Genomic DNA, 25,912 nt, shown 5'->3' on the forward strand with positions numbered 1-25,912 from the left:
TCAGCCGGACGGGCGTAGGCCACCCGGCCCACGCCCGCCGAGAAGATCAACACCTAGCCCAACCGGGTGCCGTACACCTAGATCGTGATAGTCCCACCGGGGGCGGCCCCGCCCGGCCGGTAATCCGGCTGCGTCGGGGGAAGCCCCGTGCCAGGCTGCCGGAATGACCAACGAGGATCACCACGGGCGGGTGCGGGGGAGTTATGACGCGGTGGCGGAGGAGTACCGGGAGCGGGTGGGGGGTGAGTTGGCGTTCAAGGTGATGGACCGGGCGTTGTTGGGGGTGGTGGTCGAGGGGGCCGGCGGGGGGACGGTGGCGGATCTGGGGTGCGGGCCGGGGCACGTGGCGGGGTGGCTGGTCGGGCAGGGGGTCGGGGCGGTCGGGGTGGACCTCTCGCCGGCGATGGTGGCGGTCGCCCGCCGGGACCACCCCGGGGCGGAGTTCCGGGTCGGGGACCTGCTGGGGCTGCCGGCCGGGGACGGCGAGTTCGCCGCCGCGGTGGCGCTCTACTCGGTGATCCACCTGGAGCCGGAGGAGCTGCGGCTGGCCTTCGAGGAGATGCGCCGGGTGCTGCGGCCGGGCGGCGCGCTGCTGGTGGCGTTCCACCTCGGCACCGAGGTGCGGCGGCTGGACGAGTGGTGGGGCCACCGGGTGGACGTGGACTTCCACTTCCTGGAGGCGGAGGCCGTCGCCGGTCTGCTGGCCTCGGCCGGGTTCACCGTGACGGCCCGGCTGGAGCGCGGCCCGTACCCGCAGGAGGCGCAGACCCGCCGCGGCTACCTGCTCGCCCACCGGGACTGACCGCGCCCGCCGCGCGGCGTCCGGAACCGGCCAAAACCCGGGCGCGATACGGTCACAGGAGGCGTGCTCCCCGGCCGCGCGTTCCCCGGCCAACCCGGGCCGCACCGGGGTCGGACCGCCGGAGGGACCCGTCCGCGCCCCGTCTGACCTCGGCCGATGCGGGCGCCCCGGGCGGGCCCGGCGGCACCGCGGGCCGTCCGCTCCCGCAACATCTGGTTTTTGACCAGCGTTTCCCGGCCGGTGTATACGTTCGCCGCCACGGGCAGGCATACTGGCCAGGACGGGCGCTTTGCCCAACTGTGACGTATGACTCTAGACGAGAAGGGACCGGTGGCCAGGGATGCTGCGTAACGGTCTTGAGCCCTGGCACGTGCTCGTGGTGCTGGCTGTCGTGATCCTGCTGTTCGGGTCGAAGAAGCTGCCGGAGATGGCCCGCGGCCTCGGCAAGTCGATGCGGATCCTGAAGGCCGAGACGAAGGCGATGCGCGAGGACGACACCCCCGCCACCGCCGACGCCGCCCAGGGCACCGCTCAGAGCACCGCTCAGAGCACCGCCGCCCCTGCGCAGCCGGCCGCCGAGCAGCCCCGTCAGGCCGTGAACCCGACCCATGTGACCAAGGCCACCGAGCAGCCGCGGTCCACCACCACCGCCTGAGACCCGGCGGCACGAACCCGGCCGAAGCCCCCGCCCCTGCGGCGGGGGCTTCGTCGTGTCCGGCTTCCCGGCTGCCCGATTGTCCGGCTGTTCGGCCGTCCCGCCCCCTGGCCCGACTGGCCGTCCGTTGTGATCCGTTGTCTCCTGGTGTGCACGACAGGAGGAACGGAGGTACGGCATGGCGGGCGACACCGCCCACCGGCCGCCGGCGGACCGGCCGCCGCCGTCCGCGCCCGCGCCGGGCGACCACCCCGACCTCCAGGCCTGGGGCCTGCTGCTCGGCTCCTTCACCCTGCTGATGACCGGCTACTTCACCCTGCCGCTGCGCACTCTGGGCGACGACCGGCCGGTGCTGAGCTGGGTGCTCTTCGGGGTGGTGCTGACCGGTCTGACCGGACTGCTGCTGGCCAGGATCGTCGACACCTTCCGCGGCACGGGCCGTCATCCCGGGGTCTGGCTGGCCTTCCTGATCTGCCTCTCGCTCACCGTCTTCGCCTCCACCTACTACGTCCTGGCCGACCATCCGGGCGAGTTCGACGGCCTGAGGACCAGGCTGGACTCGCTGTACTTCACCGTCGTGACGATGGCGACCATCGGCTACGGGGACATCACCCCGGCCGGGCAGGGGCCCCGGCTGGTGGTGCTCCTCCAGATCGCCTACAACTTCGTCTTCCTGGCGGCGGCGGCCGGCGCGCTGGGCCGGACCGTCCGCACCGGCATGGAGACCCGTGCCGCCCACCGCGAGGACCACCCCCGCGAACACCGCCGGCGCCAGGGCCGCACGCACGACCACGAAGGCGATTGAGGACCGGTCAGGAGCGGCCGGCGTCGATCACGCAGAAGCGGTTGCCGTCCGGGTCCTCGACGACGACGAAGTCCGGGTCCTCCGGGTAGAGGTCCCAGTCGGTCCGCCGTGCGCCGAGGCCGACCAGCCGCTCCACCTCGGCCGCCTGGTCCGCCGCGTCCGTCGCGTAGAGGTCCAGGTGGACGCGCGGGTGCCGCTGCGGCGGCGTGACGCTCCGGCCGAGCGCCACCTGCACGCCGGGCGCGCCGTCCGCCGGGACGAGCACCACCCAGTCCTCCTCGACCACGCCGTCACGGGGGACGTACCCGAGGGCCTCGCCCCAGAACGCCGCCGCGCGGCGGACGTCCGCCACCCCGAGCACCACCGAACCGATTCTCAGCACGCCGCCGATTCTGCCGGACGGGCGGCCGGTCGGGCGGGTGAACGCTCGGGCGGGTGAACGCTCAGGCCGGGACCAGGCCCGGTTCGCCGGCCGCCACGGCCCAGGACGCGGAGGTCCGCACCGGCGACTCGCGCACGGCGACGCTGTCGACGGTCCGGGCGTCGGTCAGCCACCGCTCCCGGTCCACGTCCAGGCGCAGATAGCCGCGGCGCAGGCCCTCGAAGTAGCGCACATGCGGGTTGAGCGCGGGGTTGAGCGCCTTGAGCGGCCCGTCGAAGGCGGCGGGGAAGTCCGAACTGACGCTGGTGGCCGTGAACTCGACGGCGACCGGGGCGGCGGCGAGGTCGTCGCGGTCGATCCGCAGGTCGCTGAACCAGGAGGAGTGGATGTCCCCGGCGAGCACCACCGGGTTGGCCACCGCGGCGTCCCGCAGGAAGCGCAGCAGCCGGGCGCGGGCGGGGTCGTAGCCGTCCCACTGGTCGAGGTTGGCGAGCGGCGGCAGCGGGTGTGCCGGGTCCAGGAAGTTCGGGAAGCGGATCTGGCTCATCATCACCTGCTGGGCGATGACGTTCCAGCGGGCCCGGGAGCCGGTCAGTCCGCGGCGCAGCCACGCCTCCTGCTCGGCGCCGGTCAGGGTGCCGCCGGTGTTCCCCAGACCGTCCGCGACCGGCCCGAAGTCCTGGCTGTGGCCGCCCGGCTGGTCGGTGCGGTACTGGCGGGTGTCGAGCACGTTGAGGCGCAGCAGGTCGCCGAAGTCGAAGCGGCGGTACAGCCGGTAGTCCGGCGAGCCGTTGCGGTACGGGTTCCGCAACGGCATGTGCTCGTAGTACGCCTGGTAGGCGGCGGCGCGCTCGCGGGCCATGGCGGCGGGGTCCTGGTGGGCGGCGCCGGTGTCGTCGACCTCGTCGACCAGGCCGGCGTGGTTGTTCTCGATCTCGTGGTCGTCCCAGGTGACGATCCAGGGGAAGGCGGCGTGCGCGGCCTGGAGGGCCGGGTCGGTCTTGTACTGGGCGTGCCGGCCCCGGTAGTCGGCGAGGGTGACCAGCTGGTTGAGGCCCGGGGTCTCCGGGGTGGTGTGCAGCCGGTCCGGGAGGGCGCTGTCGGGGTCGGTCTCGTAGATGTAGTCGCCGAGGTGCACGACGGCGTCGAGGTCCTCGGCCGCCAGGGCGGTGTAGGCGGGCCAGTAACCGTGCTGCCAGTCCTGGCAGTTGACCACGCCGAGACGGAGCCTTGCGGGGTGGGCGCCGGCCGCCGGGGCGGTACGGGTGCGGGCGGCCGGGCCGAGGTGGCGGCCGGCCCGGAAGCGGTACCAGTAGTCGCGGCCGGGCCGGAGTCCGCGCACGTCGACGTGGACGCTGTGCGCGCGCTCGGCCTCAGCGGCGGCGGTTCCGCGCCGGACGATCCGGCGGAAGCCCGGGTCCTCCGCGACCTCCCAGGAGACGGGCACGGTACGGGTGCCCATGGAGGCGGCGTCGAAGGGGTCGGCGACCAGCCTGGTCCACAGGACCACGGCGTCGGGCAGCGGGTCGCCGCTGGCCACGCCGAGGAGGAACGGGTCACGGCGGACCGGCTCCGCGTGCGCCGTACGGACGTTGAGCGCCTGGGCGCCCGCGGCGACGGCGGCGCCGACCAGCAGGCCGCGGCGGCTGAGCGCGCCGGACCGGGGCCTCGGCGGACCGGACGGCGAGGGCGTCGGGGGCTGCGGCACGGGAGACCTCCTGCGGCTGCTGAACGTCGGACACCAAGGTTGACATTCCATCAGACCGGCGAATGGCGGAGCATGAACGGGAGGCGACGTCCTTCCCCTTCTCCCTTTCACCGCGGGGAGGTCACCGGCCCTCTCCCGGCGCCCCGCCACCGCGTCGGCGCAGCGACATCAGGAGCAGGAAGACGGCCGACAGCACGGCCGCCACCCTCAGCACGCCCGGCGCGGACTCCCACGCCACCTGGTTGACCTGCTCGCCCGGGTTCAGGGCGGTGCCCCAACGGCCCTGCGCGCGGCCCCAGACCCAGAGCGAGCTGCCGCTGATCGTCATCAGCGGGATGCCGAACACGGCCACCTTGCGGGTGAGGTCGGACAGGTGGCGGGAGAGGTAGCCGAGTGCCCAGCCGATCAGCATGGCGATCAGTTGTCCGGTGACGGCGCCGCCGATCAGCACGGCGGCGGCGAGCAGCAGCAGCGGCGAGGGGCGGCGGCCGGCGGCCCCGGCCTTGGCCGGCTTGGTGGCCTTGCCGGCGGCGTCGGGGGCGGCGGGCGCGCCGTCGGCGGGGGCGGCCTCGGCCTCGGCGGCCTTGCCCTTGCGGCCCCTGGCCTTCCTCTTCGCCCGGCCCTGCTCCTTCGGGACGGTGGGCGGCTCGGCCGCGGCCGCTTCACCCTGGGCGGCGGCGTCCTCGCCCGCCGCGTCCGGCCCGTCCCCGTCCTCGGAGGCGGTCCGCTGCCCGGGGATCGGCCGGTTGGACGCGACCGGGCCGTCCCCGAAGTCGATGCTCACGTAGTCCCAGTCACCGGTGTTCACGGCGCGGTACGCGGGCGGCAGGGCCTCGGGGTCGGCGGGGGCGTCCGCCACCGGCTTCGCGATCCACGGCGAGCCCTCGTCCCGCCCGGACGGTCCGGACGGCGACGACGGCGCGGACTTCGGCGGCCGGGCGGGCGGCGGCAGGAACGCACCGGGCGCGGCGGGCTGCCCAGGCACGGCCGGTGCGGACGGCGGCCCCGCGGGGCGTGGCGGCACCGGGGGGCGCGGCGGTGCGGCGGGCGCCGGTTCCGCCGCGTACACGCTGTCCCCTTCACCACCCCCGCCCCCCGGGGCGGCACCCGACGGCTCGCTCCACGGCCCCTGTTTGCGCCACCACTCGCCGTCCGACATCGCACACCCCGCCTTGCCCGTACCGAACCGGACCCGCCACGCGTCCGGACGCGGCGTCATCCCCGCCGACCGTGACGGTACCCACCCGCCGCCCCACCACGCGAGCCCGAGCGCCCCCGGGCGAGCCACACCGCACCGGTGTCCCGCCGACGTCGGCACCCTCCCGTCCCGCCGCCGCCCGACTAACCTAGGCCGAATGACCACACAGCAGGGCCCCCAACGCCAGGCCAAGTCCGCCGCCGGCCCCCGCACCCTCGCCGAGGAGCTCCGCGCCCGGCCCGACGACGACCTCGCCGCCCTGCTCCGGTCCCGCCCCGACCTGCTCAACCCCGTGCCCGGCGACCTCACCCAGCTCACCGCCCGGCTCTCCTCCCGCGCCTCGGCCCTGCGCGCGCTGGAGCGGCTGGACCGGTTCACCCTGCAAGTCGCCGAGGCCCTCGCCGCCCTCCCCGACGGCACCCCGCCCGCCGCCGTCCGCACCCTGCTGGCGGGGCCGGCCAAGGTGAAGCCGCACCCGGGCGCCACCCCGCTGAGCGCCGCCGACCGGTCCGCCGTCGCCGCCGCGCTCCCCCGCGCGCTGGCCGTCCTGCGCGACCGCGCGCTGCTCTGGGGCCCGGACAACGGCCTGCGGCTGGTCATCGCCGCCCGCGAGGCGCTCGCCCCGACCGCCAACAACCCCGGCCGCACCGGTCTGGGCCCGACCTTCGCCGAGGCCAGCGCCGGCATGTCCCCGGCCCGCCTCCAGCAGCTGCTGGCCTCCGCCGGACAGCCCGCGACGCCCGACCCGGTCACCGCCGTCGCCGCGTTCACCGCGCTGCTCGCCGACCGCGCCCGCTGCGAGGAACTGCTCTCCACCGCCCCCGAGCCCGCGCTGCGGCTGCTCGACCGGCTGGTCTGGGGGCCGCCCACCGGCACCGTCCCGGACGCCACCCGCCCGGTCACCGCCGCGGACGCGCAGAGCCCGGTCGTGTGGCTGCTGGCCCGCGGCCTGCTGCTGCCCAGCAGCCCGGGCAGCGTCGTGCTGCCCCGCGAACTCGCCCTGCACCTGCGCGGCGGCCGCTCACACCGCACCGTCGAGCCGCGCCCGCCCGAGCCGGCGCCCGCCGCCGCGCCGCGCGAGCCCAAGGTGGTGGACGGCGCGGCCGCCGGGCAGGCGCACACCGCCGTGCGGACCGTCGAGGAGCTCCTCGACCTCTGGGGCCTCACCCCGCCGCCCACCCTGCGAGCCGGCGGCCTCGGTGTGCGCGACCTCAAGCGCACCGCCCAGGCCCTGGAGTGCGGCGAGCCGATCGCCGCCTTCTGGCTCGAACTCGCCTACACCGCAGGCCTGCTGGCCCCGGACGGCGAGGTCGACGAGCGCTGGGCGCCGACCCCGGGGTACGACGAGTGGCTGCGGCTGGACACCGCCGAGCGCTGGACCGTGCTCGCCGACGCCTGGCTCGCCGCCACCCGGGTCCCGGCGCTGGCCGGCACCGCCGACGGCAAGGGCAAGGCGCGCGCCGCGCTCGGCCCCGAACTGGACCGCACCCTCGCCCCGTCCGTGCGCCGCGCCGCGCTCGCCCTGCTCGCCGAGCTCCCGCCCGGCACCCCGGCCACCGCCGCGGAGCTGCTGCCCACCCTGCGCTGGCAGCGCCCGCTGCGCGGCGGCCCGGCCGCCCCGGACGGCGGCGGCGACCTGCGCGACCAGCTGGTCGCCTGGACGCTCGCCGAAGCCGAACTCCTCGGCGTGACCGGCCGCGGCGCGCTCGCCGCCCCGGCCCGCGCGCTGCTGACCGCCGAGCACGACCCGGCCGCCGTGCTGGCCCCGCTGCTGCCCCAGCCGCTCGACCACGTCATCCTGCAGCCGGACCTCACCGCGATCGCCCCGGGCCCGCTGCTCACCCCGCTCGCCCAGGCCATCGCGCTCTGCGCCGACGTCGAGTCCAAGGGCGGCGCGACCGTCTACCGGTTCACCCCCGGCTCGGTGCGTCGCGCGCTGGACGCCGGACGCACCGCCGCCGACCTGCGGGCCTTCCTGGCGCAGCACTCCCGCACGCCCGTCCCGCAGCCGCTCGCCTACCTGATCGACGACGTCGCCCGGCGGCACGGCCTGCTGCGGGTCGGCGCCGCCTCCTCGTACCTGCGCTGCGACGATCCGTCCCTGCTGAACGAGATCCTGGCCGACCGCCGCTCCGCCGACCTGCGGCTGCGGCTGCTCGCGCCCACCGTGCTGGCCGCCCAGGCCGCGCCCGACGTGCTGCTCGCGAGCCTGCGCGCCATGGGGTACGCGCCGGCCGCCGAGTCCGCCGAGGGCGATGTGCTGATCAGCCGCCCGGACAGCCACCGCACCCCGCCCCGGGCGGCCCCGGTGCCCGTCCCGGACGGCCCGCCCACGCCGGACGACACCCTGCTCGCCGCCGCCGTCAAGGCGATCCGGGCCGGCGACCGGGCCGCCACCGCGGCCCGCCGCGAGCCCAGCGTCCCGACCGGGCGTCAACTCCCGCGCACGGCCGCCGCCGAGACCCTGGCCGCACTGCAGACGGCGGTCCTGCTCGGCGAGCGGATGTGGATCGGCTACCTCAACGCGGAGGGCCTCGCCAGCCAGCGGATCATCGACCCGGTCAAGGTCGAAGGCGGCTACGTCACCGCCTTCGACCACCACGACGGCGAACTGCGCACCTTCGCGCTGCACCGGATCACCGGCGTCGCCGAACTGGACGAGTGACGGGCCTCAGTGCGCCTGCTGCTGGGCCGCCTGCTGCTCCTGCTTCTCCTTCATCGCCTTCTCCGCCATCGCGGCGAGGTCCCCCTGCCCGACCGGCATCGCCGAACTCGCCCCGGCCAGGTCCATGACCAGGAACCCGGGCGCCGCCAGCAGGCCGCCCGGCCCCTCCCCGATGCCCGCGACGGCGTGCGCGGAACCGGCCGAGGAAGCGGCGCCGGCGAAGGCCGTCCCGGCGAGGGCGATGGCGGTGAGGACACGCTTCGACTTGTTCATGCCCTGCCCAACGAGCCACCCCGCCGCCGGTCACCCCCCGCCACCCCTTCCGCACCGCCCGTACCGGCAGTTGACGGACCGCCCCCACCGGCGTAGTCCGGAGTGCGGGGGGTGACGAAAGGAGTCATCATGCTCGGCGATCTCATCGGCGAGACCCAGGGCCAGGACACCGGCCGCCGCGTCCTCGACGCCGGGGACGGCCACGTCGTCGTCGAGGTCTCGTTCGACGGCAGCGGCAGCTACTACGGCACCGCCGTCACCGGCTTCGGCACCTACGAGTCCGAACTGCGCGCCGACGGCACCCTGCACGGCGAGGGCCAGGGCGTCGACATGACGGCCGACGGCCAGAGCGTCGTCTGGCACGGCAGCGGCATCGGCCGCTTCACCGAGGGCGGCGGCACCAGCTGGCGCGGCTCGCTCTTCTTCACCACCAGCTCACCCGCGCTCGACCGCCTCAACCACGTCGTCGGCCTCTTCGAGTACGAGGTCACCCCGGACGGCAAGTCCACCGGCACCTTCCACGAGTGGAAGTAGCCGTCCCGCCCCGGGCGGTCCCGCCCACCCTGCCGGATGCGCGACACTGGAGGGTCGGTGTCCCGAGGGACCCGCAGACCCGACAGACCTGTCAGCCAGTGGAGGGCACCCCCGCGTGAACGACGGACCGCTCATCGTCCAGAGCGACAAGACTCTTCTCCTGGAGATCGACCACCCCAAGGCCGCCGACTGCCGCCGGGCCATCGCGCCGTTCGCGGAGCTGGAGCGGGCGCCCGAGCACGTGCACACGTACCGGGTGACGCCGCTCGGGCTGTGGAACGCGCGGGCGGCGGGCCACGACGCCGAGCAGGTCGTGGACGCCCTGGTGACGTACTCGCGCTACCCGGTGCCGCACGCGCTGCTGGTCGACGTGGCCGACACGATGGCCCGGTACGGGCGGCTGCGGCTGGTCAAGCACCCGACCCACGGGCTGGTGCTCACCACCACCGACCGGCCGGTGCTGGAGGAGGTGCTGCGGTCCAGGAAGATCGTCCCGCTGGTCGGCGCCAGGATCGACCCGGACACCGTGGTGGTGCACCCGTCCGAGCGCGGCCAGATCAAGCAGGTGCTGCTGAAACTCGGCTGGCCCGCCGAGGACCTCGCCGGCTACGTGGACGGCGAGGCGCACCCGATCGACCTGGAGGAGGACGGCTGGAGCCTGCGCCCCTACCAGGCGCAGGCGGTGGAGGGCTTCTGGCACGGCGGCTCGGGCGTCGTGGTGCTGCCCTGCGGCGCCGGCAAGACGCTGGTCGGCGCGGCGGCGATGGCGCACGCCAAGTCGACCACGCTGATCCTGGTCACCAACACCGTCTCGGCCCGCCAGTGGAAGCACGAGCTGGTCAAGCGGACCTCGCTCACCGAGGACGAGATCGGCGAGTACAGCGGCACCAGGAAGGAGATCCGCCCGGTCACCATCGCCACCTACCAGGTGATGACCACCAAGCGGAAGGGCGTCTACGCCCACCTGGAGCTCTTCGACGCCCGCAACTGGGGCCTGGTCGTCTACGACGAGGTCCACCTGCTGCCCGCCCCCGTGTTCAAGTTCACCGCCGACCTCCAGGCCCGCCGCCGGCTCGGTCTGACCGCCACCCTGGTGCGCGAGGACGGCCGCGAGGGCGACGTGTTCAGCCTGATCGGCCCCAAGCGCTTCGACGCGCCGTGGAAGGAGATCGAGGCGCAGGGCTACATCGCGCCCGCCGACTGCTGCGAGGTCCGGGTCACCCTCACCGACTCCGAGCGGCTCGCCTACGCGACCGCGGAGCCCGAGGAGCGCTACCGCTTCTGCGCGACCACCGCGACCAAGCGCCGGGTGGTGGAGGCCCTGGTCAGGAAGCATGAGAAGGACCAGACGCTGATCATCGGCCAGTACATCGACCAGCTGGACGAGCTCGGCGAGGCCCTGGACGCCCCGGTGATCAAGGGCGAGACCAGCAACGCCCAGCGCGAGAAGCTGTTCGACGCCTTCCGCAACAAGGAGATCGGCGTCCTGGTGGTCTCCAAGGTCGCCAACTTCTCCATCGACCTGCCGGAGGCGACCGTCGCCATCCAGGTCTCCGGCACCTTCGGCTCCCGTCAGGAGGAGGCCCAGCGCCTCGGCCGGGTCCTGCGCCCCAAGGCGGACGGCCATGCCGCCCACTTCTACTCGGTGGTCGCCCGGGACACCGTCGACCAGGACTTCGCCGCCCACCGCCAGCGCTTCCTCGCCGAGCAGGGCTACGCCTACCGCATCGTCGACGCGGACGACGTGCTGTAAGCGGAGGACGTGCTGTAAGCGGAGGACGTGCCGCAACGGGAGAGGTGGGGGTGGATCGGAGGGGCGGACGCGGCTAGGATCGTCCGTCTGCCCCCTCCCGAACCGTGGTACCTGCTGAAGTCGCGCAGGCAGCCGGGGGAGGTACCGGCCGTTCGGCAACCGGCCGGTATCCACCGTGAGCTCCTACGATCCGCTGCGCCCGCGTCCGGGGCAGCCGGAAAGGTTCGCTGTGCCCGCCACCCCCACCACCGACCCCCTGCAGCGCGAACGCGACCACCTGGCCGCGTCCAGGGCCGCGCTGCGCGCGATGCGCGAGGACGTCGAGTCCCTGGACATCCGCGACGTGACCGGCACCTGGGTCACCGCCCTCGTGCTGCAGAACCAGATCGAGGCCAGGATCGCCGCCCTGGCCGACCTCTCGCACACCCCGCTGTTCTTCGGCCGGCTCGACTACCTGCACGCGATCAGCGAGGAGTTGAGCGAGGGTTCCGGCGGGGAGAGCTTCTACATCGGCCGCCGCCACGTCCACGACGCGGACGGCGACCCGATGGTGATCGACTGGCGCGCGCCGGTCTCCCAGCCGTTCTACCGGGCCAGCCGCACCGAGCCGCTGGACGTCGAGCGCCGCCGCCGCTTCGGCTACACCGGCGGCGAGCTCACCGCGTACGAGGACGAGCACCTCTCCGACCCGGCGGAGGACGACACCTCCTCGGCGCTGCTGGCCGCCGAGATCGAGAAGCCGCGCGTCGGCCCGATGCGCGACATCGTGGCGACCATCCAGCCGGAGCAGGACGAGATCGTCCGCGCCGACATCTCCGGCACCCTGTGCGTGCAGGGCGCCCCCGGCACCGGGAAGACCGCCGTCGGCCTGCACCGCGTGGCGTACCTGCTGTACGCCCACCGCGAGCGGCTGGCCCGCACCGGCACCCTGGTGATCGGCCCGAACAACGCCTTCCTCTCCTACATCGAGCAGGTGCTGCCCGCGCTGGGCGAGCTGGACGTCGCGCAGGCCACCGTGCAGCAGTTGGTCGGGCACGTCGAGGTGCGCGGCGAGGACTCCCCCGAGGCGGCCCGGCTGAAGGGCGACGCCCGGATGGCGGAGGTGCTGCGCCGGGCGGTCCGCTCCGGCATCGCGCTGCCCACCGAGCCGTGCGTGGTGGTCCGCGGCTCCCGCCGCTGGCGCGTTCCGGTCCACGAACTGGTCGGGATCATCGAGGAGTTGAAGGAGCGCGAGATCCGCTACGGCGCGGCGGCGGAGGCGCTGCCGCAGCGGATCGCGCACGCCGTGCTGCTGAAGATGGAGCAGGCCGGCGAGGCCCCGGACGACCGGGTCCAGGACGCGGTGGCCCGCAACACCGCGGTGAAGGCGGTGGTCAAGCAGTGCTGGCCGGCCGCCGACCCGGCCAAGCTGGTGCTGCGGCTGCTCTCCGACCCGGGGTTCCTGGCGGCCTGCGCGGAGGGCGTGCTGACCGCCGAGGAGCAGTCGGCGGTGCTCTGGCCCAAGCCCGGCCGCTCGGTGCGGACCGCCCGCTGGACCGCGGCCGACGCCGTCCTCGTCGACGAGGCGACGGACCTGGTGCGGCGCACCGCCTCACTGGGGCACGTGGTGCTGGACGAGGCGCAGGACCTCTCGCCGATGCAGTACCGCGCGGTCGGCCGCCGCTGCACCACCGGCTCGGCGACCGTGCTGGGCGACCTCGCCCAGGGCACCACCCCCTGGGCGACGGCGAGTTGGCCGGAGGCGCTGCACCACCTGGGCAAGCCGGCCGCCCACATCGAGGAGCTGACCAAGGGCTTCCGGGTGCCGGAGGAGGTCATCGCGTACGCCTCCCGGCTGCTGCCGTCGATCGCCCCGGGCCTGAACCCGGCGAGCTCGGTGCGCGAGGCCCCGGGCTCGCTGACGATCCGCCAGGTCACCGGGGAGGAGCGGACGGAGGCCGTGGTCGAGGCCTGCCGGCGGGCGCTGGAGCGGGAGGGGTCGACCGGTCTGATCGCGGCCGACGCGCGCGTCCCGTCGCTGGCCGAGGCGCTGGCGCAGGCCGGTCTCGCGCATCTCGCACCCGGCACCGAGACCAGCGCCGAGGCCCGGCTGACGCTCGTCCCGGCGTCGCTGGCCAAGGGTCTGGAGTACGACTACGTGGTGCTGGACGAGCCGGCCGCGGTGGTCGCCGGCGAGCCGGACGAACGGACCGGCCTGCGGCGGCTGTACGTGGCGCTGACCCGTGCGGTCTCCGGCCTTGAGGTGCTGCACGCCGAGCCGCTGCCGGAGCAGCTGCGCTGAACCCGGCGGGCCGGACGACCGGGGCCGGCCCGCCGTGCTGGCGGGCCGGCCCCGGTTCCCCGACGGCGCTCAGCCGTCGATCAGCGCCCGCCACTCGGCGACCTTGGCGGCGTCCACCGGCGTCTGCCAGCCGTCGGCCCGGACCGCGCCGCCGACGTGGAAGGCGTCGAACCCGGCCGCCCGCAGCCCCGGCAGGTGCTCGGCCCGCAGGCCGCCGCCGATCAGGATCCGCTGGGTGTGACCGGGCTCGCCGGCCCGGGCCAGTTCGGCCAGCAGGACGTCCCGGCCGGCGTCCACCCCGCCGGCCGCGCCGGAGGTGAGGAAGGTGTCCAGGCCGGGCAGCGCGCCGACGGCGGCGCGCACGGCGGCCCGGTCGGCGCTGTGGTCGATCGCCCGGTGGAAGGTCCAGCGGCAGCCGGCCACCGCCTCGGCGACGGCCTCGGTGGCGGCCAGGTCGACCCCGCCGTCGGCGCCGAGGAAGCCGAAGACGAACTCGTCGGCGCCCTCGGCCCGGAGCGCGGCGGCGCGGGCGCGCAGCTCGTCCAGGTCGCCGGGCGCGAAGCCGTCCCGGATGCGGAGCATGACGCGCAGCGGCAGCCCGACGGCGGCCCGGATCCTGGCGAAGTCCTCGACCGACGGGGTGAGTCCGTCGGCGGCCATGTCCGTGACCAGTTCGAGCCGGTCGGCGCCGCCCGACTCGGCGGCCTGGGCGTCCTGGGGCGTCAGCGCGATGACTTCGAAAATTGGTCTAGACATATCAGATAGCCTGCCACATCGGTCCGCCCCCCGGCGAGCCCCGTGCGGCCACTTGGCCGGACAACACCCGCCCGGAGATCACGGGCCAGGACGAACGCCGAACGGCCGGACGGCCCGGTGGTGACCGGGCCGTCCGGCCGTTCGGGGGCGGCGAGGCCCCGGCCGTCCCCGCTCAGGCGAGGCTCCGGCCACCTCCCGCCCCGGCCCCGCGCCGGCGCAACAGCCGGCCGGCCGCCAGCAGCACCAGCAGCGCCGCGCCCGCCATCGGAAGCAGATTCCACGCCCCGCCGACCACCTGCCAGAGCCGGAACAGGCTGAACCCGGCCGTCAGCGGCAGCACCGCGAGAGCCACCGCCGCCGGCACCAGCCGCTCCCGCGCCGCGAAGAGCAGCGCGAACAGCGGGACGAGCAGCAGGACCGCGGCCGCCGCGCCGTCCATCAGGACGAAGGAGCTGTAGAAGTCCTCCGCCCACAGGACCAGCCCGCCGCCGGCCGCCGCGGCCGGCACCGCGGCCCGGTCACGCCAGGTCGGACGCTCCAGCAACTCCTGCGGCGCGAGCGCGAACAGCAAGCCGGCGAGCACCATCGGGGCCGCCTCGGCGATCTCCAGGAGGGAGATCCAGATGCCGGGATCGAAGGCCACGGACGCCCACACCGCCCCCCACAACCCGACGGACGCGACGGCGAGCGCCGCGAACCGCGCGAGCCGCCACCGGCCGGCCAGGACCGCGGCGACCAGCAGCAGGGGCACGAACACCTGGCCGACGTTCCACAGGAAGGAGGGCACCTGGGCGAGCCGGTCCGGCGCCTGCCACAGGTAGGCCCCGGCCGGGCTGACGGCGCCGTACACACCCCGGGTCAGGCCCAGCCCCGCGACCGCACCGGCGATCAGCGGCGCGGCCAGCGCCAGCAGCCGGCCCGCGACGGAGGTGGAGGTCAGCCCGGTGCGCATCCGCAGGCCGTACGACCCGAGGTCGAAGGCCTCCCGGACGGTGGCGAGCCTTCCGGCCCCGTCCGTGGTGTCGGCGAAGACGGCGGACAACTCGTCGCCGCGCTCGCGCCGGTAGCGGGTGGGGTAGAGCCGGAGCGCGGCGCGGAACGCCATCGGGTCAACCGCCCCCGGGAACGCCTGAGTCGTCATGCGAAGGCCCCCCCGACCTTGAAGAACGCGGGCCGCGCCGACCCGGTGGCGGGCCGGACGGCGGTCGGGCGGACGGCCGCCAGCCGCCGCTGGGCCTCCTCGGCGACGGCGCGCAGCCGCTCCGCCTCGGTGGCCAGCGCTCCGCGTCCGCCCTCGGTGAGCGCATAGGTGCGCCGCGCCCGGCCGTCCACGATCTCCTCGGACGCCACCTCGATCAGCCCCTGCTGGAGCAGCCGGTCGAGGGCTCCGTACAGGGTGCCGGTGCGCATCTTGACCCGGCCGTCCGAGATCGCGGAGATCTCCTGGATGAGCGCGTAGCCGTGCCTGGGGGCATCGGCCAGCGCGGTGAGGAGGAGCAGCGTCGGTTCCTGCATGGCCCGTTCTGTCATGGGGCTACATATACATCTCGCCGACATATCCAGTCCAGTGGAACTGCCGACCCGGACGCCCCCGCCCACCACAATGGCCGCATGCCCGAAGCCCCCGCAGACCTGCTCGCCGCCTGGACCGTCCTGCTGCACCGCTGCGGCACGGACCCCGACCCCGCCCCGGCCGGCCGGGAGCTGCTGCGCCGCTGGTCCGAGCCGCAGCGCCGCTACCACACCACCGGCCATCTGCGCGCGGTGCTCGGCCACGTGGACGCGCTCGCCGGGCACGCCGACGACCCGGACGCCGTCCGGCTGGCCGCCTGGTTCCACGACGCCGTCTACCGCCCGGAGCGCTCCGAGAACGAGGAGCGCAGCGCCGCCCTCGCCGTCCGGGCGCTCACCGCGGCGGGGCTGCCCGCGGCCCGGGTCGGGGAGGTGGCCCGGCTGGTGCGGCTCACCGTCACCCACCACCCCGAGCCCGGCGACCGCGACGGCGAGGTGCTGTGCGACGCCGACCTCGCCATGCTCGGCGGCCCGCCCCAGGACTACGCGACGTACGCGGCGGCCGTCCGGGAGGAGTACGCCTTCGTGCCCGCGCCGGACTTCCGCGCCGGGCGCGCGGCCGTGCTCCGGCAACTGCTCGCGCTCCCCGCGCTCTACCGCACGCCCACCGCGCACGCCCGCTTCGACGCCGCCGCCCGGGCCAACCTCACCGCCGAACTCGCCCGCCTGGAGGCCGTCGGCTGAGCGCGCGTGCGCCCGGCCGACGGCCTCCCCCCGCGGACCCGCGTCACCCCGCCCGGCGGGTCAGCGGCAGCCGCCCCCGGGTGAACGCGGCCGCGCCCAGCCCGGCCACCACCGGCAGCACCACGGCGACCAGCAGGAGCAGCCCCCAGGGCACCTCGACCCGCATCGCCGAGGCCCCGGCCTCGGCGGCCGCGCGGGACCGCAGCAGCCCCAGCGCGGGCACGAACCCGCTGACCGTGCCGAGCACCGCCCCGATCCCCGCGATCAGCAGGCACTGCAGCCCGGCCTGCACCCGGTGGATCCGCGGCGGCGCGCCGACCGCGACCAGGGTGGCCCGGTCGTTGCGGGAGTCGGCGGCGGCCAGCCCGGTGGCCACGGCCGCGGCGCCCAGCACCACCACCGCCGCGAACCCGCCGAGCGCGAGGGTGTTCACATCGTTCTTCGGCTGGTAGCCCCGCTCCACGTGCAGCATGGCCTGCGGAAGGATCCGGACGACGGCCGCCTCGGCACGCTGCTGGGCCTTGCCGTCGGGCGCGTCCTTCGGCAGCCAGACCGCTCCGGCCGGGCGGGGCACCAGTCCGGCCGCGCGCACCGCCTCCGGACTCATCAGCACCGACCCGTACCGGGCCGCGTCCGCGTTCTCCACCAGGACGGCGTCGACGGGGACCTCGCGCTGCTCCACCGCCGGCGCCTGACCGGGCGCGGCCGCCGCGGCGGCGCCCTGCATCGTCAGCACCGCCCGGCCGTCGTGCAGGTAGGCGCGGTCGAAGACCACCGCCCGGCCCGCGGCCAGCGCCTCCTCGGCCTTCCGGTCGTGCACCCCGAACAGGTTGTGCAGGACGTTCACGTCCCCGGCCGTCGCGCGGTTCCAGTGCCTCCCGGGGCCGGCCTGGCCGGCGCCCTTGGCCAGCACGGTGCTGGAGCAGCCCTGGCAGAAGACGTACGTCATGTCGTGGACGTCGCCGCGGACGCCGAGTCCCGGCAGTTCCCGTTCGACGGCCGTGCGCAGCTTCACCGTCTCCGGGCCGCCCGGCTCCACCACGGCGTCGAGCAGCACGGCGCCGACCGGGGCCGGCGGGTGGTAGGCGGCGCGTTCCTGGGCCTGGGTGCCGGTGGTGTAGACACCGACGGCGACGGCCCCGGCGACTGCGGCCAGCACGGCGGCCACCGCGGGGGCGGTCCGGCCCCGGTGGCGGGCCGAGTCGCGCAGGGCCAGCCGGGGGCCGAGCGGCAGCCGGCCGGCCAGCCGCCCGAAGAGCGCGATCAGCAGCGGGGTGAAGAGCAGCACGCCCAGTTCGGCGGTGGCGGCCCCGGCGAGCACCGCGAGCGCCCGCCGGGTGAGGCTGCCGATCACCGGCAGGCCGCCGTCCTGCCCGGCGCCGTACAGGGCGGTGGCCGCTCCGAGGCCGACCAGCAGCACGCCCAGCAGCGGCAGCCGTCGGCTGGGCGCGCCGACGGTGTCCCGGCCGGTGAGCCCGGCCACCACGTCCCGGCGGGCGGCCTGCACCGCGGGCACCACGGCGGCGGCGAGCGCGGTGACCACCCCGACGGCGGCGATCGCCAGCAGGTCGAGCGGGGCGATCGCGAAGTGCCCGAAGCGGCTGCCCCCGGCCTCCTCCAGCCAGGGCCGCAGCGCGGCGACCAGGACCGTGCCGAGCACCAGGCCCGTCGCGGCGCCGGCCAGTCCGAGCACCAGCCCGCCGCCGAGCACGACCGCCCGGACGTGGCCGCGGTCGCCGCCGGCGGCGCCGATCAGCGCCAACTGCCGGCGCGAGCGCCGGGCGCCCACCGCGAAGGCGGGACCGGCCAGCAGGACGACCTCCAGCAGCGCCATCCCGGCGACGGTGACCAGGACGGTGAGCCGGTCGTCGATACCGCCCTCCACCAGCTTCCACGCGTCGGCGTCGTAGCCGACGGCGGAGGCGGGCGGCGGGTCCAGGGCGACCGCCCGGGAGGTCGCGGTCAGGCCGTACCGGTTGAGCTGCTGGACCGCGGCCCAGTCGAGCCCGGCGCCGGCGGGCAGCCGCACCAGCCAGCGCTCGGCGCGGGCGTCCTGCTCCGCGCCGACCAGGGCCGGTCCGGGCGCCGGGCCGGCCGCGGCCAGCGGGGCGAGCACCTCGCCCGGCCGGCCCACCAGCTCCACCTTCCTGAGGTCCCCCGGGTGCTCGACCACGCCGGTCAGCGTGAACGGGGCCGCGTCCAGGCCCTTGAGCGTGGTGGCGTCACCGAGCCGCAGCCCGGCCTCGTCGAGGAACGCCCGGGTGACGGCGGCCTCGTGCGGCGCGGCCGGCGCCCGGCCCTCGACCAGGTCGAGCCGGCCCTTCCAGACCGGGTCGGTCAGGTCGGCCTCGGCGGTCCCGGTGGTGAACAGGCCCTCCCGGGTCGAGGCGCTGACCTCCGGCCCCGGGGTGACCGGCAGCAGTGCCGCGCCGGCCGGCAGCAGTCCGGCGACCAGCTCGGCCGGCGATCCGGCCGCGGCGGCGGCCTGCGCCGCGGCCGGATCGCTCTCGGCCTCCTGCATCACCCGCACGCCGTCCTCGGCGAGGGGGGCCTGCTCGACCGAGCGGCCCAGCCGGTGGGCGGTGACCAGGGCGTCCGCCCCGCCCATCAGCCGCTCGACCCGCTCGGTGGCGGTCAGTTCGCCGCTGCGGTGGACGACGTCGGCGCCGGCCACGCCGAGCACCGGCAGCGCGACCATGGCGACGACCAGGGCGCTGCGGCCCTTGGCCCGCAGGGCGTCGCGGCGCGCGATGCGCAGGGCGACGCGCAGGGCGGAGAGCCTCATCGCCGACCCCCGTCCGGGGCGGCGGCCAGCAGCCGGGCGGCCTGTCGGCCGGCGGTCTCCTCGACCACCATGCCGTCGCGCAGCACGACCACCCGGTCGGCCCAGACGGCGTGCCGGGCGTCGTGGGTGACCATCATGGCGGCGGCGCCCGCGTCGCACCGCGCCCGCAGCACGGACAGCACGGCCTCGCCGGTGGCGGAGTCGAGGGCGCCGGTGGGCTCGTCGGCCAGCACCAGCCGCCGCTCGCCGACCAGGGCGCGGGCGATAGCGACGCGCTGCTGCTGGCCGCCGGACAGCTGCTCGGGGAAGCGGTCGGCCAGCTCGGCGATGCCCAGCTCGCCCAGCGCGTTCCGGGCCTCGCGGCGGGCGGCCCGCCCGGAGACGCCGTCCAGCTCCCGGGGCAGCGCGATGTTCTCGGCGGCGGTCAGCGCCGGGACGAGGTTGTAGTCCTGGAAGACGTAGCCGATCGAGCGGCGCCGGACGGCGGCCAGCCCGGTCCGGCTCAGCGCGCCGAGTTCCACGCCCTCGACCAGCACCTGGCCGCGGCTGGGCCGGTCCAGGCCGCCCGCCAGCGTCAGCAGGGTGGACTTGCCGGAGCCGGAAGGCCCCATGACGGCGACGAACTCGCCCGGGCGGACGGCCAGGTCGATGCCGCGCAGCGCCTGCACCGCGGCCGCGCCCGCGCCGTGCACCCGGGTGACCGCCCGCAGCTCCAGGACGGGCCGGTTCGGATCTGGCTGGGACATGGGTCTCCCCCTCGCTCGCCTTGAAGGCTCAGATGGACTGTATAAGCCGATAGACTACATATGCCGCCCACCGGTTCCACCCGGGACGAAAAAACCGCCGCCGCACCCGGAGGTGCGACGGCGGTGCGATCCGGCCGGAGGAGGTCTACGACAGCTTGCCCACCGGCGCCACCACGGCGCCGCGCTTGCCGCACACCCAGTGCGGGTCCGGTCCCAGCTCCGGCTCCACGCCCAGCGCGTGCGGGTCCCCGTCCGCGGCGCAGTCCGCGCACAGCGGCCAGCGGCCGTGGCTCTCCAGCAGCCCGTCCTGGACGTCCTGGGCGACCAGGCCCAGCACGTACTCGGTGCCGTCCGGCCACTGCTCCAGCCACCAGCGGCGGTGCGCCACGGCCTTCTCCACCAGGGACACCACGGCGGCGTCGGCGGCGTCCCGCGCGGTCAGGTCGGCCAGGATCAGCGCCCGCGCGGTGTGCAGCGCCGTCTCGATGTCGTCTGTCGTAGCCATCCGTCCAGTCTCCCAAGAACGTCCGGGAACGCCGCACGGGCGGCTCCCCGGAGGGAACCGCCCGTGCGAGCGAGGAACAAGCCGATCCGACGAGCGGATCAGAAGTCCATGTCACCGCCCGGCATGCCGCCACCGGCGGCCGCGGCGGCCTTCTCCGGCTTGTCGGCGATGACGGCCTCGGTGGTGAGGAACAGCGCCGCGATGGAGGCGGCGTTCTGCAGCGCGGAGCGGGTGACCTTGGCCGGGTCGATGATGCCCTCGGCGACCAGGTCGACGTACTCGTTGGTGGCGGCGTTCAGGCCGTGACCGGCGGGAAGGTTGCGCACCTTCTCCACCACGACGCCACCCTCCAGGCCGGCGTTGGTCGCGATCTGCTTGATCGGGGCCTCCAGCGCGACCTTGACGATGTTGGCACCGGTGGCCTCGTCGCCGTCCAGCTCCAGCTTGTCGAACGCGACACCGGCCTGCAGCAGGGCGACGCCACCACCGGCGACGATGCCCTCCTCGACGGCGGCCTTGGCGTTGCGGACGGCGTCCTCGATGCGGTGCTTGCGCTCCTTGAGCTCCACCTCGGTGGCCGCGCCGGCCTTGATGACGGCCACGCCGCCGGCCAGCTTGGCGAGGCGCTCCTGGAGCTTCTCGCGGTCGTAGTCCGAGTCGCTGTTCTCGATCTCGGCGCGGATCTGGTTCACGCGGCCCGCGACCTGCTCGCTGTCGCCGCCACCGTCGACGATGGTGGTCTCGTCCTTGGTGATGACCACCTTGCGGGCGGTGCCCAGCAGGTCGATGCCGGCGTTCTCCAGCTTCAGGCCGACCTCCTCGGAGATCACGGTGCCACCGGTGAGGATGGCGATGTCCTGGAGCATGGCCTTGCGGCGGTCGCCGAAGCCCGGGGCCTTGACGGCGACGGACTTGAAGGTGCCGCGGATCTTGTTCACGACCAGGGTCGACAGGGCCTCGCCCTCGACGTCCTCGGCGATGATGACGAGCGGCTTGCCGCTCTGCATGACCTTCTCCAGCAGCGGCAGCAGGTCCTTGACCGAGCCGATCTTGGAGTTGGCGATCAGGATGTAGGGGTCCTCGAACGAGGTCTCCATACGCTCCAGGTCGGTGGCGAAGTAGGCCGAGATGTAGCCCTTGTCGAAGCGCATGCCCTCGGTGAGCTCAAGCTCCAGACCGAAGGTGTTGCTCTCCTCGACGGTGATGACGCCTTCCTTGCCGACCTTGTCCATGGCCTCGGCGATCAGCTCGCCGATCTGGGTGTCGGCGGCCGAGATGGAGGCGGTGGAGGCGATCTGCTCCTTGGTCTCCACGTCCTTGGCCTGGGCCAGCAGCTGGTCGGAGACGGCGGCGACGGCCTTCTCGATGCCGCGCTTCAGGGCCATCGGGTTGGCGCCGGCGGCGACGTTGCGCAGACCCTCGCGGACGAGCGCCTGGGCCAGCACGGTGGCGGTGGTGGTGCCGTCACCCGCGACGTCGTCGGTCTTCTTGGCGACCTCCTTGACGAGCTCCGCGCCGATCTTCTCGTACGGGTCCTCGAGCTCGATCTCCTTGGCGATGGAGACACCGTCGTTGGTGATCGTGGGGGCGCCCCACTTCTTCTCCAGCACGACGTTGCGACCCTTGGGGCCGAGCGTGACCTTCACCGCGTCGGCGAGCTGGTTCATGCCACGCTCAAGGCCGCGGCGAGCTTCCTCATCAAAGGCGATGATCTTGGCCATCTGAAGTGGTCCTCCGGGACACGGTCGACTGCTCGGACCAAGGGGTGCCCGCGACGGACGGCCCTGGTGTGCGGGGGTCCATTCCCCTACCGCTCCCTGGGGCCTCACCGACCCGGTCCGCTTATCACTCTCAAGCTGTGAGTGCTAACGCCAATGATTAGCACTCTGGGTGGTCGAGTGCAAGCCCAATCGGCGGCCCGCGAGCCGCGGCGCACGACAACGGGCCCGTGCGACCTGGGGTCGCACGGGCCCGCCGTGAAGCAAGAGGCGCACCAGCCGATGGGCCGAGCCGAACTCCTGGGTGTCGGAAAGGTCAGACCGCCGCGCGGACCATGTCCGCCTGCGGGCCCTTCTGCCCCTGAGAGATCTCGAACTCGACCCGCTGGCCCTCCTCAAGGGTGCGGTAGCCGTCCATCTGGATCGCGCTGTAGTGGACGAAGACGTCCGCACCACCGTCGACCGCGATGAAGCCGTAGCCCTTCTCCGCGTTGAACCACTTGACGGTGCCCTGAGCCATTCCGAACTCCCCTAGTGCTGTGCTGGCCCTTCACGCCCCCGCAGGTCTGCGGGCGCGGGTCTGGTTGGAGGCCGGCCCGGGGAACCCCCCCTGGGCGCGGCCGTGCACGCCGCAATCCTCCCGAGGCCACCGAACGGCATCCGGTGAACGGGCGATTGCGTCGACCGCGGCTGAATGTATCCGGATCGACGCCCTCTGCAACAGGGTCAATGTTCGGGAATTCGCCCGGCACTCCAAGGGACAGGACGGGCATAATCGACAGGAAAGCCGCATTTCCCACCGGACATAGCGGACGTATTACCCAAAATCCCGGCCAGAATTCTGACATCGGCCTGACATGTTTCCCCGGGCCCCGCGCCCGGGCCGGGCCCCGGGGGGCGGACGGCGGCGGTGGTGGCGGTGCGGTGGATTCGTTCCCGCCCGGGGAGGAAGGGCGGCCCCCGTTCCCGGTCGAGCGACACTTTACTCCGAGTGGGACGGAAAATATTCCCGCCAAAATACGCGCGGCCGTCCGCGGCACGGAATTCCGTGCCGCGGACGGCCGGTGCCGGCGCGCCCGCCCCGGCGGGAACGGGCGCCGCGGGGCTCAGCCGCCGGCGACCGCCGGGATGATCGAGATGTTCGCGCCGTCCTTGATCTCCGTCGCCAGGCCCTCGGCGAAGCGCACGTCGTCGTCGTTCACGTAGACGTTGACGAAGCGGCGCAGCTTGCCGGTGTCGTCCAGGATGCGCGCGGCGATCCCGGCGTGGTTCTTCTCCAGGTCGGCGATGACCTCGCCGAGCGTGGCGCCCTCGGCGGGCACCTCGCTGGCGCCACCGGTGTAGGTGCGCAGGATGGTCGGGATGCGGACGTTGGCGCTCATGGGGGTCTCCTCGTTCGGGGCGCGCGGGGCGGGGCGGGGACGGGCGGGTGGAGCCTGCGGGGGGCGGGGGCCCGGGGTCAGGCGGTGGCCAGGCCGGCGTCCCGGAAGGACTCCAGGGTCGGCCGGATCACGGCGGTCATCCCGGCGTCCGAGACCGCGTCGAGGGTCTTCAGACCGTCACCGGTGTTGATCGCGACGGTCTCCTTCGACGGGTCCAGCTGACCGGTCTCGACCAGCTTCTTGAGCACGCCGACCGTCACGCCGCCCGCGGTCTCCGCGAAGATGCCCTCGGTGCGGGCCAGCAGCCGGATCGCGGCCACGACCTCCTCGTCCGTCACGTCCTCCACCGCGCCGCCGGTGCGCCGGGCGATGTCCAGCACGTAGGGGCCGTCGGCCGGGTTGCCGATCGCCAGCGACTTGGCGATGGTGTCCGGCTTGACCGGCCGGATCACGTCGTGGCCGGCCTTGAACGCGGCCGAGACCGGCGAGCAGCCCGCCGCCTGGGCGCCGAAGATCCGGTACGGCCGGTCCTCGACCAGGCCGAGCTTGATCAGCTCCTGCAGACCCTTGTCGATCTTGGTGAGCTGCGAGCCCGAGGCGATCGGGATCACGATCTGCTCCGGCAGCCGCCAGCCCAGCTGCTCGCAGATCTCGTAGGCGAGCGTCTTGGAGCCCTCGCCGTAGTACGGCCGCAGATTGACGTTGACGAAGCCCCAGCCCTCGCCGGCGGGATCGCCGATCAGCTCCGAGCAGAACCGGTTCACGTCGTCGTAGTTGCCCTGGATGCCGACCAGCTCGCCGCCGTACACCCCGGCCATCACGACCTTGCCCTGCTCCAGGTCGTGCGGGATGAACACGCAGGACCGGAAGCCCGCCCGGGCCGCCGCCGCGCCCACCGCGCCGGCCAGGTTGCCGGTCGAGGAGCAGGACAGCGTGGTGTAGCCGAACGCGCGGGCCGCCTCGATGGCGCAGGCCACCACGCGGTCCTTGAAGGAGTGGGTCGGGTTGCCGGAGTCGTCCTTGACGTGCAACTGCGCGGTGAAGCCCAGCTCACGGCCCAGGTTGTCGGCCTTCACCAGCGGGGTCCACCCCGGGTTGAGGTTCGGCTTGGACGCGACGTCGGCGGGCACCGGCAGCAGCGGCGCGTAGCGCCAGATGGAGGCGGGACCGGCCTCGATCCGCTTGCGCAGCTCCTCGGCGCCCTCGCTGCCGAACTCGTACGCGATCTCCAGCGGGCCGAAGCACTCCAGGCAGGCGAAGCTGGGGCCGAGCGGGAACCTGGTGCCGCATTCCCGACAGGACAGCCGGGCGGCGGGACCGAGGTCGACGGTGACGGGTGCGGCGGTGTCGATAGCCATGAGCGGAGGCCTCTCTCCTCATCTTCCCCGTGACGCGGTCGCGCCCGGGCCGGAATTGGCACCTGTCCCGCCGGGGCATATGCCGACCGCGCGAGAAGGTTGCCGGGACGTCAACGGGCCGTTCCCTCAGTCCCTCTGGATGAGCTCTGTGAAGTTGTGGTCCTGCTCAGCGGTGACCCCGGCGTGCGAAGGTCCGACCGCTGTACGAAGACTGTATCCGAAGGCGTCAACCCCGAACGGCACCGTCCGCCACGCGAGATGCCCCGTCCCACCGGACCCCGTACCCGACCCCGCCGAGGAGAGCACCTTGCCCGCCGAACCGACCCCCGAGCTCCTCCCCGAGACGGCGTCCTGGCTGCGCCGTCGCTCGTGGAGCGCGGCCGACCGCCCGGTGCACACCCTGCCGGCGGCCAAGCGGGCGCTCGGCCCGGCCGGCACGGTCAGCGTCGTGCTGCCCGCGCTGGACGAGGAGGCCACCGTCGGCGAGATCGTCCGGGTCATCCGCCGCGAGCTGATGGAGCGGCTGCCGCTGGTCGACGAGCTGGTGGTGGTCGACTCCGGCTCCGCCGACGCCACCGCCGCGGTCGCCGCCGAGGCGGGCGCCACCGTGGTCCACCGCGACGCGATCCTGCCCCGGCTGCCCGCCGCCCCCGGCAAGGGCGAGGTGCTCTGGCGCTCGCTGCTGGTCACCCGCGGCGAGATCGTCTGCTTCGTCGACGCCGACCTGCGCGAGTTCGACCCCGCCCTGGTCTCCGGGATCATCGGCCCGCTGCTCACCGAGCCGGACATCCAGTTGGTCAAGGCGATGTACGACCGGCCGCTGGAGACCGACGGCGCGGTCGTGCCGGCCGGCGGCGGCCGGGTCACCGAACTGGTCGCCCGCCCGCTGCTCAACCTGCACTGGCCGGAACTCGCCGGTTTCGTCCAGCCGCTCGGCGGTGAGTACGCGGCCCGCCGCTCGCTGCTCGAACGGCTGCCCTTCCCCACCGGCTACGGCGTCGAACTCGGCCTGCTGGTCGACGCCCTGGAGACGGCCGGCCTGGACGCGCTCGCCCAGGTGGACGTCGGCGTGCGCCACCACCGCCACCAGGACGGCCAGGCACTCGGCCGGATGGCCGCCACCATCTACCGCACCGCGCTGGAACGGCTCGACCGCACCCACCGGCTCAAGGCCTCCGCCGACCTGGTCCACCCCCGGCTCACCCAGTTCACCCGCGACCCGGGCACCCGCGCCTTCACCGCCCACACCCACCCCGTCACCGCCACCGAACGCCCCCCGATGCACACCGTCCCCGAATACGCCACCCGGCGGTGACACGTTTGCCGCCCCGGACCCCCGGCAACCAACCA

The 25,912-nt window shown here is 74.6% G+C and carries 23 protein-coding genes and 1 riboswitch; of the genes, 9 read left to right on the forward strand and 14 right to left on the reverse strand.

The genetic code is table 11. From position 1 onward, the window contains the following. Nucleotides 1-163: 163 nt before the first annotated feature. The 3 genes from ACFZBX_RS30305 to ACFZBX_RS30315 all read left to right on the forward strand — a co-directional run bounded on the left by ACFZBX_RS30305 (nucleotide 164) and on the right by ACFZBX_RS30315 (nucleotide 2,262). Entirely contained in the window at nucleotides 164-802 is a 639-nt protein-coding gene (locus ACFZBX_RS30305; protein ID WP_391537019.1) for a class I SAM-dependent methyltransferase, read from the forward strand. A 340-nt stretch (nucleotides 803-1,142) separates the two neighbouring features. Further along, on the forward strand, nucleotides 1,143-1,457 hold the full coding sequence (gene tatA, locus ACFZBX_RS30310) for a Sec-independent protein translocase subunit TatA (protein WP_391537020.1): 315 nt from the start codon (nucleotides 1,143-1,145) through the stop codon (nucleotides 1,455-1,457). A 178-nt stretch (nucleotides 1,458-1,635) separates the two neighbouring features. Continuing rightward, nucleotides 1,636-2,262: a potassium channel family protein gene (locus ACFZBX_RS30315; RefSeq protein ID WP_391537021.1), complete on the forward strand. Its 627-nt coding sequence runs from the start codon at nucleotides 1,636-1,638 to the stop codon at nucleotides 2,260-2,262. A 7-nt stretch (nucleotides 2,263-2,269) separates the two neighbouring features. On the opposite strand, the gene ACFZBX_RS30320 is transcribed toward ACFZBX_RS30315, so the two are convergent. From ACFZBX_RS30320 to ACFZBX_RS30330, 3 genes are all read right to left on the reverse strand, one after another. Continuing rightward, on the reverse strand, nucleotides 2,270-2,644 hold the full coding sequence (locus ACFZBX_RS30320) for a VOC family protein (protein ID WP_391537022.1): 375 nt from the start codon (nucleotides 2,642-2,644) through the stop codon (nucleotides 2,270-2,272). Nucleotides 2,645-2,705: 61 nt separating this feature from the next. Beyond that, the gene (locus ACFZBX_RS30325; RefSeq protein WP_391537023.1) at nucleotides 2,706-4,352 is read right to left on the reverse strand and encodes an alkaline phosphatase D family protein; all 1,647 of its coding nucleotides are present in this window, start codon (nucleotides 4,350-4,352) and stop codon (nucleotides 2,706-2,708) included. A gap of 121 nt (nucleotides 4,353-4,473) precedes the next feature. Beyond that, a complete protein-coding gene (locus ACFZBX_RS30330) occupies nucleotides 4,474-5,337 on the reverse strand; it encodes a hypothetical protein (RefSeq protein ID WP_391537024.1) in 864 nt (287 codons plus the stop codon). 370 nt (nucleotides 5,338-5,707) lie between these two features. Here ACFZBX_RS30330 and ACFZBX_RS30335 point away from each other — a divergent pair, with 370 nt between their 5' ends. Then, nucleotides 5,708-8,215: a helicase C-terminal domain-containing protein gene (locus ACFZBX_RS30335; protein ID WP_391537025.1), complete on the forward strand. Its 2,508-nt coding sequence runs from the start codon at nucleotides 5,708-5,710 to the stop codon at nucleotides 8,213-8,215. A 6-nt stretch (nucleotides 8,216-8,221) separates the two neighbouring features. On the opposite strand, the gene ACFZBX_RS30340 is transcribed toward ACFZBX_RS30335, so the two are convergent. Continuing rightward, complete coding sequence (locus ACFZBX_RS30340; protein WP_391537026.1) at nucleotides 8,222-8,488, reverse strand: hypothetical protein; 267 nt, start codon at nucleotides 8,486-8,488, stop codon at nucleotides 8,222-8,224. A 129-nt stretch (nucleotides 8,489-8,617) separates the two neighbouring features. Here ACFZBX_RS30340 and ACFZBX_RS30345 point away from each other — a divergent pair, with 129 nt between their 5' ends. From ACFZBX_RS30345 to ACFZBX_RS30355, 3 genes are all read left to right on the forward strand, one after another. Beyond that, entirely contained in the window at nucleotides 8,618-9,022 is a 405-nt protein-coding gene (locus ACFZBX_RS30345) for a hypothetical protein (RefSeq protein ID WP_391537027.1), read from the forward strand. Nucleotides 9,023-9,137: 115 nt separating this feature from the next. Then, a complete protein-coding gene (locus tag ACFZBX_RS30350; RefSeq protein ID WP_391537028.1) occupies nucleotides 9,138-10,775 on the forward strand; it encodes a DNA repair helicase XPB in 1,638 nt (545 codons plus the stop codon). A gap of 229 nt (nucleotides 10,776-11,004) precedes the next feature. After that, nucleotides 11,005-13,056, forward strand: coding sequence for a HelD family protein (locus tag ACFZBX_RS30355; RefSeq protein WP_391537029.1), 2,052 nt, complete (start codon nucleotides 11,005-11,007; stop codon nucleotides 13,054-13,056). 69 nt (nucleotides 13,057-13,125) lie between these two features. On the opposite strand, the gene ACFZBX_RS30360 is transcribed toward ACFZBX_RS30355, so the two are convergent. The 3 genes from ACFZBX_RS30360 to ACFZBX_RS30370 form a co-directional block, all read right to left on the reverse strand. Beyond that, a complete protein-coding gene (locus ACFZBX_RS30360; RefSeq protein WP_391537030.1) occupies nucleotides 13,126-13,812 on the reverse strand; it encodes a copper homeostasis protein CutC in 687 nt (228 codons plus the stop codon). A 172-nt stretch (nucleotides 13,813-13,984) separates the two neighbouring features. Beyond that, nucleotides 13,985-14,953 (reverse strand): hypothetical protein, encoded by a 969-nt coding sequence (locus tag ACFZBX_RS30365; RefSeq protein WP_391537031.1) that lies wholly within the window; start codon nucleotides 14,951-14,953, stop codon nucleotides 13,985-13,987. After that, complete coding sequence (locus ACFZBX_RS30370) at nucleotides 14,950-15,342, reverse strand: PadR family transcriptional regulator (RefSeq protein WP_391537032.1); 393 nt, start codon at nucleotides 15,340-15,342, stop codon at nucleotides 14,950-14,952. The genes ACFZBX_RS30365 and ACFZBX_RS30370 overlap by 4 nt, the downstream gene beginning before the upstream one ends. 81 nt (nucleotides 15,343-15,423) lie before the next feature. Here ACFZBX_RS30370 and ACFZBX_RS30375 point away from each other — a divergent pair, with 81 nt between their 5' ends. Then, complete coding sequence (locus tag ACFZBX_RS30375) at nucleotides 15,424-16,068, forward strand: hypothetical protein (RefSeq protein WP_391537033.1); 645 nt, start codon at nucleotides 15,424-15,426, stop codon at nucleotides 16,066-16,068. A 43-nt stretch (nucleotides 16,069-16,111) separates the two neighbouring features. On the opposite strand, the gene ACFZBX_RS30380 is transcribed toward ACFZBX_RS30375, so the two are convergent. The 7 genes from ACFZBX_RS30380 to thrC all read right to left on the reverse strand — a co-directional run bounded on the left by ACFZBX_RS30380 (nucleotide 16,112) and on the right by thrC (nucleotide 24,562). After that, nucleotides 16,112-18,853, reverse strand: a complete 2,742-nt coding sequence (locus ACFZBX_RS30380; protein ID WP_391537034.1) for an FtsX-like permease family protein — start codon at nucleotides 18,851-18,853, stop codon at nucleotides 16,112-16,114. Then, nucleotides 18,850-19,599, reverse strand: coding sequence for an ABC transporter ATP-binding protein (locus ACFZBX_RS30385; RefSeq protein WP_391537035.1), 750 nt, complete (start codon nucleotides 19,597-19,599; stop codon nucleotides 18,850-18,852). The genes ACFZBX_RS30380 and ACFZBX_RS30385 overlap by 4 nt, the downstream gene beginning before the upstream one ends. Before the next feature lie 145 nt (nucleotides 19,600-19,744). Then, nucleotides 19,745-20,104 carry a hypothetical protein gene (locus ACFZBX_RS30390; RefSeq protein WP_391537036.1) on the reverse strand — a complete coding sequence of 120 codons (360 nt, stop codon included), beginning with the start codon at nucleotides 20,102-20,104 and terminating at the stop codon, nucleotides 19,745-19,747. Nucleotides 20,105-20,202: 98 nt separating this feature from the next. After that, nucleotides 20,203-21,825: a chaperonin GroEL gene (gene groL / locus ACFZBX_RS30395; RefSeq protein ID WP_350564623.1), complete on the reverse strand. Its 1,623-nt coding sequence runs from the start codon at nucleotides 21,823-21,825 to the stop codon at nucleotides 20,203-20,205. A 313-nt stretch (nucleotides 21,826-22,138) separates the two neighbouring features. Next, a complete protein-coding gene (locus tag ACFZBX_RS30400; RefSeq protein ID WP_030289665.1) occupies nucleotides 22,139-22,342 on the reverse strand; it encodes a cold-shock protein in 204 nt (67 codons plus the stop codon). A 586-nt stretch (nucleotides 22,343-22,928) separates the two neighbouring features. Next, nucleotides 22,929-23,204, reverse strand: a complete 276-nt coding sequence (locus ACFZBX_RS30405) for a ubiquitin-like small modifier protein 1 (protein WP_391537037.1) — start codon at nucleotides 23,202-23,204, stop codon at nucleotides 22,929-22,931. A 77-nt stretch (nucleotides 23,205-23,281) separates the two neighbouring features. Further along, on the reverse strand, nucleotides 23,282-24,562 hold the full coding sequence (gene thrC, locus ACFZBX_RS30410; protein ID WP_391537038.1) for a threonine synthase: 1,281 nt from the start codon (nucleotides 24,560-24,562) through the stop codon (nucleotides 23,282-23,284). Between the two features lie 15 nt (nucleotides 24,563-24,577). Beyond that, nucleotides 24,578-24,708, reverse strand: a riboswitch (SAM riboswitch). A gap of 161 nt (nucleotides 24,709-24,869) precedes the next feature. On the opposite strand from thrC, the gene ACFZBX_RS30415 reads away from it, so the two are divergent. Then, nucleotides 24,870-25,877 carry a glucosyl-3-phosphoglycerate synthase gene (locus tag ACFZBX_RS30415; protein WP_391537039.1) on the forward strand — a complete coding sequence of 336 codons (1,008 nt, stop codon included), beginning with the start codon at nucleotides 24,870-24,872 and terminating at the stop codon, nucleotides 25,875-25,877. Nucleotides 25,878-25,912 lie beyond the last annotated feature (35 nt).

The organism is Kitasatospora sp. NPDC008115 (genome assembly GCF_042957205.1).
Classification (GTDB): Bacteria; Actinomycetota; Actinomycetes; order Streptomycetales; family Streptomycetaceae; genus Kitasatospora.

Coding starts and splice junctions, on each gene's coding strand:
- ACFZBX_RS30305 (WP_391537019.1), top strand. CDS start 164: ATGACCAACGAGGATCACCACGGGCGGGTGCGGGGGAGTTATGACGCG.
- tatA (WP_391537020.1), top strand. CDS start 1,143: ATGCTGCGTAACGGTCTTGAGCCCTGGCACGTGCTCGTGGTGCTGGCT.
- ACFZBX_RS30315 (WP_391537021.1), top strand. CDS start 1,636: ATGGCGGGCGACACCGCCCACCGGCCGCCGGCGGACCGGCCGCCGCCG.
- ACFZBX_RS30335 (WP_391537025.1), top strand. CDS start 5,708: ATGACCACACAGCAGGGCCCCCAACGCCAGGCCAAGTCCGCCGCCGGC.
- ACFZBX_RS30340 (WP_391537026.1), bottom strand. CDS start 8,488: ATGAACAAGTCGAAGCGTGTCCTCACCGCCATCGCCCTCGCCGGGACG.
- ACFZBX_RS30345 (WP_391537027.1), top strand. CDS start 8,618: ATGCTCGGCGATCTCATCGGCGAGACCCAGGGCCAGGACACCGGCCGC.
- ACFZBX_RS30360 (WP_391537030.1), bottom strand. CDS start 13,812: ATGTCTAGACCAATTTTCGAAGTCATCGCGCTGACGCCCCAGGACGCC.
- ACFZBX_RS30365 (WP_391537031.1), bottom strand. CDS start 14,953: ATGACGACTCAGGCGTTCCCGGGGGCGGTTGACCCGATGGCGTTCCGC.
- ACFZBX_RS30370 (WP_391537032.1), bottom strand. CDS start 15,342: ATGACAGAACGGGCCATGCAGGAACCGACGCTGCTCCTCCTCACCGCG.
- ACFZBX_RS30375 (WP_391537033.1), top strand. CDS start 15,424: ATGCCCGAAGCCCCCGCAGACCTGCTCGCCGCCTGGACCGTCCTGCTG.
- ACFZBX_RS30380 (WP_391537034.1), bottom strand. CDS start 18,853: ATGAGGCTCTCCGCCCTGCGCGTCGCCCTGCGCATCGCGCGCCGCGAC.
- ACFZBX_RS30385 (WP_391537035.1), bottom strand. CDS start 19,599: ATGTCCCAGCCAGATCCGAACCGGCCCGTCCTGGAGCTGCGGGCGGTC.
- ACFZBX_RS30390 (WP_391537036.1), bottom strand. CDS start 20,104: ATGGCTACGACAGACGACATCGAGACGGCGCTGCACACCGCGCGGGCG.
- groL (WP_350564623.1), bottom strand. CDS start 21,825: ATGGCCAAGATCATCGCCTTTGATGAGGAAGCTCGCCGCGGCCTTGAG.
- ACFZBX_RS30400 (WP_030289665.1), bottom strand. CDS start 22,342: ATGGCTCAGGGCACCGTCAAGTGGTTCAACGCGGAGAAGGGCTACGGC.
- ACFZBX_RS30405 (WP_391537037.1), bottom strand. CDS start 23,204: ATGAGCGCCAACGTCCGCATCCCGACCATCCTGCGCACCTACACCGGT.
- thrC (WP_391537038.1), bottom strand. CDS start 24,562: ATGGCTATCGACACCGCCGCACCCGTCACCGTCGACCTCGGTCCCGCC.